The following is an 11,762-nucleotide window of genomic DNA, read 5'->3' as shown; positions in this document are numbered from 1 at the left end:
AATATCAAGCACCAGATGTTACCACTTTGGACCACTTGGATTTGGGCACTGCTTATTTATTAACTTTGCTCTGAATTGGACAAAACACCCACAATAGCCACACGTTGTATCATAAACAAGTGAGGGACAGCTTTTGCACACTGCAAGCCTTTTGTTATAGAGATTATCCTCCACAATATCGATTTCATATTGAAGTTGCTCCTTAATGAGCTGTTGGATTTCAACATCCGAAACGATGACTGATTGTGAGCAACCTTTACATGTCAATTCCCTCACCCTTTCCACTTATTTATCGCCATTCAGCCGTTTTTTCCTGATAACAACAAAAATAACTATTCCTATTGCTAGTAACATCAGACCAATCCATACCCCTTGATTGGTTGTCTTTGTAACAGCGGCAGCCGCTACATCTGTTTTTTCTTCGCTGACAGATTCCGCCCCATCCGTTGGCAATACGACGACTTTAAAGCTTTTTGTTGCTATTATTGCGTTTTTACTAATTGTAGCTGTTAATGTAACCGTGGCAGTTTCCTTAGCGTAAGGTCTTGTGACAGCTCCTTGCTCAGAAATAATCGAAGAATCGGAAGACTTCCAAGAAATTTCCGTATTAAAGCTACTCGTTGTAGGAAGCGATATGTCGGCAATAATGGCTCTCGTATCCCCAAGTTTCAATACCTTTTTTACATACCCAACCGTATCTTCATCAGACATCTCTTCTTGCTGACTTCCCCAAATCGTCATTCCTTGTTCCGATACAGCTGTAAATGTCATGACGTCACTTTTGGAAATCGGATCCCATTGCTTCAGAAAAACACCATGATAAGCATGATCATCAATGATCAGATTCGCTTTGTTGTCTCCCTCAATTGTCCATGTCCCATTAACTTCTCCAGCAATCGCACCATCTGCGAGTAAGCTGATCATAACGGACTTCTTGATTTTCTCAGTAATTTCTTTACCATGATTGATGAATTTATAGTCTCCACTCACTTCCGCCGAAGAAACTTTCTCTAGTTTTTCCCCGGCATATCGATAAGGAGCTACAACCGGCCATCCCTCATCATTCATGAACAGTTGATGGACTCGAATTTCATGTTGCTCTCCTCTTTGTGGAAATCGACTATGAAATAATAATAATTGCTTACCTGTTTCTTCATCATAAAACACGGAGTTATGTCCTGGGGATACATAACCTATTCCTGCCGAATTACTCGTCATATTTTCAAATAGGTAATTGCCTATCAATTTCACGCCGTATGGTTCAATCGATTTGTCATCAAAAAAAGTTCCATTGGCACCACGGACTGTCGTCATGTCATTACCTTCTGCATCCACATACGGTCCATCAGGATTTTCTGAGCGAACGACGCGCATATTATAGCCACCATCAGCTCCAAGACCACCAAATGTTACATAGAGATAGTAGTATCCTGTTTCTGGAACATATTGAATATAAGGACCTTCCATCCGACTATGATTACCGCCCATTAACTTTTTCCCATAGCCTTGCCCTTCAAGTGGGAGTCCTGTTGCAGCATCCATTTGTAAAATGAAAATACCACCCGAATATGACCCATAAACTAACCAAAGCTTACCATCCTTATCTAGGAATGCATGTGGGTCAACAGCATTTGGATGAATGTTCGCATTATATGTTTTTCCATCTTCACTAGCCTGATTCCACATGCCTGATTTCAGGAAAATCCCTTGGTCTTTATAAGGACCTTCGATATCGTCTGCTACAGCGACTCCCATTGCCGAGCGCGGCGAACTGCCTTCACAGGCGTTGTAATACATATAAAACTTACCATTCAATTCAATGACATCCGGTGCCCATAATGTATCGGATTCCACCCATTCCAGCGCTTCCTTTAGTTCTTCTACAACATTATCAAACATCGGATTATTCGGATTTACACCTGCCGCAACAGTCGTCCAATTCATAAAATCCTTTGTTTTAGCTACTCCTAAATGAGAACCGAATACATAATACGTATCATCTACTTTAATGACTGAAGGATCATGGACAGATCCTTCAGTAAATGTCGGAATTTCAACTTCAGTGTCGTCTGCAAATACAGCGGAAGGTATGACTAGAGTGGTTAGTAACAATAACATGACGTACTTAAGAAAGAGATTTCGTTTCATATTATTTCCCCCTCTGAATTATTGAACAGTAATTGCAGCAATTGCTTTTTGTTTAGATGTATCAATAATTTGTCCCGGGGAACCGAGATAAGGGTTTCCATGTTGATCCCAAAATAGTTGTTGCACGCGTGCATGACGATTATGATCGTATAACGAGTTACCTTCTATCTCCTTGTACGGACGAGCATGATAGACAAGAAGATCTGTTACGCCATCCTCGGCGACCGTGAAACTATTATGACCCGGCCCATATTCCTTAGTTTCCTCATTCGTCGCAAAAATAGGCTCTAATGATTTTGTCCATGAGGCAGGATCGACTAAATCACTGTCTTCAGAAGCCGTTAATAAGCCCATTACATAACGATCATCTGTCGCACTAGCGGAATAAGTGATAAACACTTTGCCATTTCGCTTGATGACAGCTGCACCTTCATTAACATAAAATCCTTGCTGTTCCCACTCCAAATCAGGTGTCGATAATACGGTTTGTCCCCCTTTAATTGTCCATGGATTAGTCATCTCTGCGATATATAAGTTGGATACTGTATCATCATCTACTTTTTGTGCCCACACTAAGTATCTCTTTCCTTTATTATCAAACGTCGTCGCATCCAAAGAAAAACTTTGGAAATCTGTGTTAACTTGTCCTTTTTCTATCCACTCACCTTGCAAAGGATTTTCGGCACTACATTCCAATACATATGGACGAATTGCCCAGACATCATCCGTATCCCCAGCAGCATAATGAACATACCATTTCCCATCAATGAAATGGAGTTCAGGTGCCCAAATATGCTTGGACATAATTCCTGTATCTGGTTTGCGCCAGATGACTGTTTCTTCAGCTGTAGAAAGATTCTTTATGGACTTCGCTCTTCTCAATACAATGCGATCATATTCAGGATAAGACCCTGTAAAATAGTAGTAACCATCTGTATGTTTATAAATAAACGGATCTGCTCTTTGCTCCACTAATGGATTTGGATATTCTTGTAGCTGTATTTCACCTTCGATCTGATAGGTTCCTGCTTGTTGATATTGTTCAGAACTAAGTGGGTTCCAGCGCACAGCCAAGTCAGTCTGAATGCCATTGTCAAATTCAACAGCTACCGTTTGTGGTAATTGTGGTGCACTTCCTATAGTCGTTGACACTTCTACTTGTTTAATAGTAGTAATATTCATTCGGTTTATCCCCCATTATTAAAATGTTTTTTTAGACTGGCTTTTCGTTCAACATTTGAATACCATACACGCCACCAGCAACTTTACCGGCTGCAGCCGTGAATTTAACTTCAACTTTTTTCTTGCCACCCGTTAGTGTAAGCGGCAAGTCATAGCAAACGTCAAAAAGACTACCTGGTTGATTAGCATCTAGTTTCTGGCTCGCGATAATCGTTCCGTCCACTACAATATCAAATTCACGAGTGTAGGCTTGTCCGTCGACAAATAAAGTTGAATCACTACCAAAGTATGTGATGACTAAATACATTTGTTCTACCGACTGGACGGCCATGTCATAACTGAAAAATCCTTCATCGCGACAATCTCTCCAGCCTTTATGAACAATATTTAAATAACCAGAATTTGAATTATGTGATGAAAGTTGATGTTCAACTTCAGGTTGCTGTTCATTTGGATTGATATAATCAACAGTGATTTCTCTTTTTCTCTGAAGCTCAGCTTGCTCACTATCATGGAAATTGGAATAAGCCGCTACGTTCATAATGTTCCAATACACGGTATAACGTTGGTGGTGTAATCGATAAAAAGGAATGAGTGTAACTTTCTGATTTCCCGGCTGACCTACTGCAGAAGTTTCGAATTGCAATGGTGCGTTGTCAATCGGTTTTATCCACTCATGAAGATTTTTCGCGTCCGTCACTAAAACAGGAACTTCGATTAACGGATGATTATCCAGCTTCATATGATCATCCAAGATATCTGTTTCTGGGAAATGCTCCTGTCCTAATGCTCCTGCCAATACAATAGGTCCATACATAATCGCTTGTTTTTGAGGATTATCGCTCGAAATATATGTATGCAAATCCATCGGTAGTTCTATTTCAACACAATCCCCAGTTTGCCATTCGCGATCGATGGTTACATAGCCATTTTTCGCATGTGTAAATACTTCCATTCCATTGACAGTCGCAGTTATTGTTCCTGCAATCCAATAAGGGACACGAATATGGATAGCTAGTTTCTCATTATCGGCTTCTTTAAATACAAGTGTAGAACGACTAGACTCTGGAAATGAAGTTTCCTGGCTAATCGTTAGTTGTTTTTCCGACAGCGTTACTTCTGAAGCAATAAATAGATTGACATACAATTGATCTTGCTTTTGATAATAGATATTTCTTGTATAAAGTGCCGGATTTTCCATACCAGTGCCTGTACAGCACCAGAACGAATCTTCTGGCGAACAATACACTTTAAAATGTCCTGGTTGGGTAGATACAAAGTAGGTTGTCATACCTGTATCTGGATCTTGTGATGCTAAAATATGATTGTAAAGCGCTCTTTCGTAGTAATCCATATACTCAGAATCATGGGACCAGCGATATAAATACTCCGTCAGCTTCAACATATTATGTGTATTACAAGTTTCGGCAGATGTAATCCCGAGCTGTTCCTGACCACTTGGCCCAAAATGCTCACCAATACTATTCCCACCAATAACATAGGAGCGATAATTCGTCACTTGCTGCCAAAAGAAAACAGCCATCTCTTTGTATTGCTCATCACCAGTAATATCATATAATTTTGCTGCGCCAAGCACTTTAGGTATTTGTGTATTCGCATGCTTACCTTCGAGATCATCAATGGATTGAGAAAGTGGCTGAAGAATCGCCTGATGGCAAAAACGTTTAGCTAGGTCGAGATAGCCTTGATTACCCGTCATGATATAAAGGTCTGCCATTACTTCATTCATACCGCCATGTTCACAAATAAGCATTCGTTCAAACTGTTCAGCTGAAAGTTTGTCTAAGCCTGCCTGTGCCCAGTCGGCAAGTTTAACGACAATTTCAAGTACTTTAACGTCCCCTAGAAGGGTATGAACATCTATTAAACCCGCAAAAATCTTATGGATACTGTACCAAGGAACCCATGAACCACCCAAGCTAAAATTATCTACTAGAAAATCTCCACTAAAAACGTTATCAAAGCAGCTGCGTGAAAAACCGCTAACGTAGCCATCTTCATCATATTTTTGAATCTGTTCCAGTTCATCAATGGCATAATCAATCTTTTGCTTGAGGTCTTCATCTTGCGTAACCGTATACATAGCGGCTGCTGCAGAAAGCCAATGCCCAACGGAATGACCAGCGATTTCTGTTGATTCCCATCCGCCATATCGAGGTTTTTTAGCTATTTGGCCAACAGCTTCATAACACGGCGCTAAAAGCCTATCGATATCCAAAAAGAGTAAATATTCTTTACCCGTCTTTTCTGATTGCTTAAATAGTCCATTACGTAACTTTGTTGTAGCAGTCATATACTAGTTCTCCTTTATAAAAAATGGTGGCAGATACTGCCACCATTTAGTTATTTATGACTTATGATTCAATTGCTAGCAATGTAACCGATTTAGAAGGTAATGTAATACGTAGATTATGTCCATCCACTGTAAAGCCTGTGAACGCAGTTGGTTCAACAGCAGTTGGTTCTTCAAACGTATTACGTGCGTTCATCTGCTCTGCTGTTAAAATCCGTCCCCCCACATGAATTGGATCTACAATACCACGTAAGTTTAGCGTAAACGTTGCATCAGCCTGATTGTCTAAATTACACAAGCTAATATGAACCTTGCCATCTTTATCTTTGGATGCAGACACACTTACTTGAGGAATAGTAGCCCCTCCACTTGTAATGGAATCTACATTGATATCAACTGCTAATTTTTTAGCATCCTGATGGACCTTATACATTTCAAATACATGATACGTAGGTGTTAGGATCATTTTAGCTCCATCTGTTAAGATCATCGCTTGTAAAACGTTAATCGTCTGAGCAATATTTGCCATTTGTACGCGATCACAATGATTATTAAAGATGTTCAATGATACACCTGCAACGAGCGCATCACGAATAGTATTTTGCTGATAAAGAAAACCTGGATTCGTGCCTGGCTCTGCATCAAACCATGTACCCCACTCATCAATAATCATACCCACTCGCTTATCAGGATCATATTTATCCATAATGTTGCTATGTTTTCTAATTAACTCATCCGTATGAAGTACTCTTTGCATCGTGATTGCCCATTCATCTTCAGTGAAATCCGTTGCCGAACCCTTACCTGTCCAAAAATCACCTGGAATTGTGTAATAGTGAATACTCAAACCATCCATCATATGGCCTGCTTCGCGCATCAACACTTCTGTCCAATTATAATCATCGACATTGGCACCGCCAGCAATTTTGTACAGCTTGTTATCACCATAGTTTCGTACATATGTCTGATAGCGACGATAAAGGTCTGCATAATATTCAGGGCGCATATTCCCACCACAGCCCCAGTTTTCATTACCAACGCCAAAATACTTCACTTTCCAAGGCTCTTGGCGGCCATTTTCCTGTCTCCAATTGGCCATTGGAGATTCGCCATCAAATGTCATGTATTCAACCCACTCTGACATTTCTTGAACCGTTCCACTTCCTACATTGCCACAAATATAAGGTTCCGTGCCTAACATATCGCATAACATCATAAATTCATGTGTTCCAAAATGATTATTTTCTACAAGGCCACCCCAATGCGTATTGACCATCCGTTTACGTCCTTCGCGTGGCCCAATACCATCTTTCCAATGGTACTCATCAGCAAAGCAGCCACCTGGCCATCTAATAACTGGAATATTAATGTTTTTCAATGCTGCAACAACGTCATTTCGAATTCCATTTGTATTAGGAATAGCGGACTCTTCACCAACCCAAATTCCTTCATAAATTCCTCGCCCCAAATGCTCAGCAAAATGTCCGTAAATATTTTTATTAATCGTGCCTTGTTCGATATCTGTATTAATAATCACTTGATTGTTTTCCATCATGACACCTCATTCATTATTTTGTTTTTCGTAAACGAATCATATTCCATGACATTTTTGGTAAAACTCCAACCAAAAGGCCATCTTCTATAAATGATTGACCTTGTTTATGTGGCTTGACTTGTTCATTCGTTAACGTATTGAATGCTTTCGCATCCTCATTTTCAAGTACAACATGTTCAATAATTTCAAGTCCTTCAAAAGAACGGATATCAATATCTGTGCGTAATGTATTGGCCAAATGGCGATTCGTTGCGAAAATCACCAACTCTTCATCTTCTTCATTGTAAACAATAGATGAATCTAAGTAAGGAACATCCGTAAAGTCTTTACTATCATATTTAGGTGAATGAACAATAGGATTTAGCGCCACACCTCTACCGTAAACAGATGTATAGTAGTAAGGATAGAAAATGGTCTGCTTCCATGCTCCGCCGCCTGTCTCCGTCATAATTGGTGCAATCACGTTCACAAGCTGCGCCATACAAGCAATTTTCACCCGGTTAGCGTGTCTCAGCATCGTATTCAACATACTGCCAACAAGCAGTGCATCTTCAAACGTATAGACATCCTCTAGCTGAGGCGGTGCAACAGACCATGGTTCAATTTTCGCGTCCTGCGTATTGGAATGGAACCAAACATTCCACTCGTCAAAGCTTAACATCATTGTTTTTTTACTACGCTTCTTCGCTTTCATATAGTCACAAGTAGCAATAACTGTTTTAATGAAATTATCCATGTCCAATGAATTCGCTAAATAGTTAGCTGTATCATCATCACGGTTTCCATAATATTGATGGAGTGAAATATAATCAGCGTATTCATACGTATGCTCTAATGTTGTTGCTTCCCATTCAGGGAAAGTAGGCATTGCAGAACTCGAACTTCCACAGCTTACCAGCTCAATAGTCGGATCCACCAACCGCATCGCTTTTGCTGTTTCAGCAGCTAGACGTCCATATTCATAAGCTGTTTTTTGTCCCAGTTGCCAAGGTCCATCCATTTCATTCCCTAAGCACCATGTTTTAATCGCATGCGGATTTTCATAGCCATGCTTTCTTCGTAAATCACTCCAATAAGTACCACCGGAATGATTACAGTATTCTAATAGATTCCTTGCTGCATCTACACCTCTTGTGCCAAGATTGACAGCCATCATTACTTCAGCATTTATTTTCTCGGCCCATGTGACAAATTCATTAGTGCCCATTTCATTCGTTTCAGTGACACGCCAAGCTAGCTCCAAACGATGAGGGCGATCTGCTACTGGTCCAACACCATCTTCCCAGTTATAAGCTGAAACCATGTTGCCCCCCGGATATCGTACAATGGGTACTTGTAATTCTTTTACAAGATTAATAACATCTTGCCTAAATCCATGCTCATCCGCAGATGAATGACCCGGTTCATAAATCCCACCATAAACCGCTCTTCCAAGATGCTCGATAAAGGATCCATAAATCCTTGGATCGATCTCAGATATGATGAAATCCTTATCGATGATCATTCTTGCTTTTGTCATTTCTTTTGACATAATATCCTTTCCCCCTACCCTTAACTATATGAATTGAATGAAAGAATCCCTTCGAATCAATCGTTCAACATATATAGTCATTTTGCATTTCAGAATAAAATTAACCGCTTTCATGACGACTACAATAGACCATACAGATTCTCTGTACCGCCACTAGTTGGACGTACAAGTTTCGAATTAACGATTATAATTTATTAAGTTGTACGTATATCAATGTTATGGAATTATTCGAGAATTGTCAAGACTAATTTGATAATATTACATAAAAAAAGATACCTTTTAAAGGGTATCTTCTGATAATAAGACTATTTACTTACGCTTATGTACATATTCCTAAGCATTAATCTTCTTAGTTGAATTCCGCACAATTAACTCCGGCTCAAAAACAACCGATTCTACTTTGTAATCGTCCTTTTTATGTTCACCTTTTTTATCATTTATCAACTCTACAATGAGTTTTGCTGCCGCCGCCCCTAATTCACTTTGTGGGTGTTGAACGGTCGTCAATTTCACTTCGGATATGTTGGCTAAAAAAGAGTTGTCAAAGCCAACGATTGAAATGTCGTCCGGCACTTTTAGCTTACGCTCTCGAATAATGTCCAATAACTTCATAGCAAGTTGATCATTATAGCAAATAATTGCAGTTGGCCATTCGATATTATTCATCGATAAAATCCTTTCCAGTTCTCCTAACGGCTTTGTAGACATTTCATCTGTTTTGTAACCAATGATATTTTTAGGGATTATCGTTATTTGATTGTCACGATGAGCTTTTAAATAGCCCTTCATTCGCTTTGCCCCTTGCTTATCATCTGTTTTAAAAAAACCAACAATATTCTTATGCCCTAATTCCATCAGATGGGCAGTTTGAAGAAACCCACCCTTTTCATCATCTAACGTAATACTAATAGGGTCTAACTCATCATAAAAAGAGTTAATCATGAGATAAGGTATATTTTGGTTTTCTAAATTCAAATAATAATTAATATTAGGGTTGGCAATCGAACTTTTTGTCGGTTCAACAATAACTCCGTCAAATTTTTGCGAGAGTATTGTTTCCAATACATTTTTCTCAGTCTCATGATTATTGTTCGTGCTAAATAAACTAACATTATACCCATTTTCACTTAGATACTTTTCTGCCCCTCTTATAATAGAAGGAAAAATATAATCTGAAATATAGGTTGTAATGATTGCAATATTCTTCGACTTCTCTCCTGCTAATTGTAAAGCGCTTTCAGTTCTATCTGCACAAAACGTTCCAGAACCCTGCTCTCTATACAACCATCCCTCAATGACCAAATCACCGATCGCAAGCCTAACAGTATGTCGGCTAACGCCAAATTCTTCCATTAACTCACTTTCGGAACTAATTTTTTGATTTGGCTGATAGGTTCCGTCTAATACTTTGGACTTAATAGAGTCCCTTACAATACTATATTTTGTTTTCATTTGCACACCCCGGCAGCTGTCTATTTTCAACAAATTGAACGTACAAGTATCTTTCATTATTACTATAATAACATGCAGTGTCTCACTGTGCGAATAATAAATTCCTAAAAGGAGGCTTATTATACCGTACGAGTGATAATTTTTGATATGTCTGTCGTAAGCTATAACAGCTTAGACACTTCGCTTGCCTGTTACAACATTACCTTCCTTATCCTTCCCCATAAATACAATCGTTTCAACTGATTTCTCCCAATCCCATCCTAACATTACGACTCCGTCTATTGATGGATGATGAGCTGAAGTTAATGTAAGATGGTTGTTAGTATGCAGTTCTATTTTATAGGCCTTCGTATCATCAGAATCGGTAGAAAAACGTCTATTCAAGGCATTTATCTTACTAGTGTTATCTTTATCAAAATAAATACATTCCCAATTTCCAAGCACATCTTCCATCTTAAACACCTTATCCTTTTCTCCCGCAAATCTTTGCGGTGAAACAAGTGGCCACCCATCCTCTGTCCAGCCGATTTTTCGGATATGTAAATAATGCCCCTTCTTGTCTTCTACGCGAATATGATGGACAACATAATAATTCTCTTGATCCTTTAAAATAGAGTTATGTCCAGGCGCTATCCAGCCGGGCCCACCATCAAATTGATAGCTTCCAAGTACCTTCATCCCAACATCATTTGGCGGGAGTTCAGTATTTGTCATTTCATATCCATTACTATCGACATAAGGACCTTCAATCTGTTTAGAACGCGCCACTCTTATGTGATACGAAGAAAATAGAGAATCATAAGAGACAAATAAATAATAATAATCATGCTGGGGGTTATAAACGATATAAGGACCTTCAATAGCCCCTTCAACACTAATATGTCGGCTAGCTATCTGTTTGCCCTTGCCCTCTTCTACAAATTTGCCTGTCGCGCAATCAATTTTTGCCAGGAAGATTCCATCGAAAAATGACCCGTAGACCATCCATGGATCTCCTTGTGCATCAAAGGTTATATTAGGATCAATCGCATTTGGACCTTCTCCTTGTTCCGTCTTGACGACCTCTCCTTGATCGATCCATGGCCCCTCGATATGTCTGCTCGTTGCTACCCCGATAAAAGATTGGTTCCTACCAAACTGAGAGGCAGCATAGTATAGATAATAGGTATCCCCAAATTTCGTGATTTCTGGTGCCCAAAGTCCTGTTGCTCCCGTCCAATGTTTTGCTGCAACGGGTAGTTCGGAAAATGCTCGACCTACCCATTGCCAATTCACTAAGTCCTTAGATTTTCTCATCTGAATACCCGCTTTGAATGTCCCACCCTCTTGGGCATCCGTCGAGAATACATAGTACCAATCCCCGTCCTTATAAATTGCCGGATCATGGACATTATGTGTCCCCCAAAGCGACTCGTCTTGCTGTATTCTTTCATCATGCTCTCGATCTTTTGGAATATTATGTAGTTGTATCATCTTTTCACACCTTCCTTTTGAGTTTGTAACGAATTCAAGTTAAAGAGAGGCAGGTAAATTCTTGATATACAAGAATTTAACCTGCCAATAACCGAACAAATTATCTA

The 11,762-nt window shown here is 39.5% G+C and carries 8 protein-coding genes; all 8 read right to left on the bottom strand.

What is annotated here, in order from left to right; genetic code table 11:
• Positions 1-18 precede the first annotated feature (18 nt).
• The 8 genes from N1I80_RS09670 to N1I80_RS09630 all read right to left on the bottom strand — a co-directional run bounded on the left by N1I80_RS09670 (position 19) and on the right by N1I80_RS09630 (position 11,655).
• Entirely contained in the window at positions 19-276 is a 258-nt protein-coding gene (locus N1I80_RS09670) for a DUF6171 family protein (RefSeq protein WP_340737670.1), read from the bottom strand.
• Between the two features lie 9 nt (positions 277-285).
• A complete protein-coding gene (locus tag N1I80_RS09660) occupies positions 286-2,148 on the bottom strand; it encodes a family 43 glycosylhydrolase (RefSeq protein ID WP_445683644.1) in 1,863 nt (620 codons plus the stop codon).
• An 18-nt stretch (positions 2,149-2,166) separates the two neighbouring features.
• A complete protein-coding gene (locus N1I80_RS09655; RefSeq protein ID WP_340737669.1) occupies positions 2,167-3,330 on the bottom strand; it encodes a family 43 glycosylhydrolase in 1,164 nt (387 codons plus the stop codon).
• A 31-nt stretch (positions 3,331-3,361) separates the two neighbouring features.
• Entirely contained in the window at positions 3,362-5,644 is a 2,283-nt protein-coding gene (locus N1I80_RS09650) for a beta-L-arabinofuranosidase domain-containing protein (RefSeq protein ID WP_340737668.1), read from the bottom strand.
• A gap of 61 nt (positions 5,645-5,705) precedes the next feature.
• Positions 5,706-7,196 (bottom strand): alpha-N-arabinofuranosidase, encoded by a 1,491-nt coding sequence (locus tag N1I80_RS09645; RefSeq protein WP_340737667.1) that lies wholly within the window; start codon positions 7,194-7,196, stop codon positions 5,706-5,708.
• A gap of 16 nt (positions 7,197-7,212) precedes the next feature.
• Positions 7,213-8,730, bottom strand: a complete 1,518-nt coding sequence (gene arfA, locus N1I80_RS09640) for an arabinosylfuranosidase ArfA (protein ID WP_340737666.1) — start codon at positions 8,728-8,730, stop codon at positions 7,213-7,215.
• Between the two features lie 333 nt (positions 8,731-9,063).
• A complete protein-coding gene (locus tag N1I80_RS09635; protein WP_340737665.1) occupies positions 9,064-10,182 on the bottom strand; it encodes a GntR family transcriptional regulator in 1,119 nt (372 codons plus the stop codon).
• Between the two features lie 171 nt (positions 10,183-10,353).
• Positions 10,354-11,655: an arabinan endo-1,5-alpha-L-arabinosidase gene (locus N1I80_RS09630; RefSeq protein ID WP_340737664.1), complete on the bottom strand. Its 1,302-nt coding sequence runs from the start codon at positions 11,653-11,655 to the stop codon at positions 10,354-10,356.
• Between the last annotated feature and the right edge of the window lie 107 nt (positions 11,656-11,762).

The sequence above is a fragment of the Sporosarcina sp. FSL K6-3457 genome (assembly GCF_038007285.1).
Taxonomy (GTDB): Bacteria; Bacillota; Bacilli; order Bacillales_A; family Planococcaceae; genus Sporosarcina.
This window is presented reverse-complemented; position numbering and strand designations above follow the sequence as displayed.

Excerpts from the sequence above, each read along its gene's own strand:
- arfA (WP_340737666.1), bottom strand. The coding sequence starts at position 8,730 with ATGTCAAAAGAAATGACAAAAGCAAGAATGATCATCGATAAGGATTTC.
- N1I80_RS09650 (WP_340737668.1), bottom strand. The coding sequence starts at position 5,644 with ATGACTGCTACAACAAAGTTACGTAATGGACTATTTAAGCAATCAGAA.
- N1I80_RS09660 (WP_445683644.1), bottom strand. The coding sequence starts at position 2,148 with ATGAAACGAAATCTCTTTCTTAAGTACGTCATGTTATTGTTACTAACC.
- N1I80_RS09635 (WP_340737665.1), bottom strand. The coding sequence starts at position 10,182 with ATGAAAACAAAATATAGTATTGTAAGGGACTCTATTAAGTCCAAAGTA.
- N1I80_RS09645 (WP_340737667.1), bottom strand. The coding sequence starts at position 7,196 with ATGGAAAACAATCAAGTGATTATTAATACAGATATCGAACAAGGCACG.
- N1I80_RS09655 (WP_340737669.1), bottom strand. The coding sequence starts at position 3,330 with ATGAATATTACTACTATTAAACAAGTAGAAGTGTCAACGACTATAGGA.
- N1I80_RS09630 (WP_340737664.1), bottom strand. The coding sequence starts at position 11,655 with ATGATACAACTACATAATATTCCAAAAGATCGAGAGCATGATGAAAGA.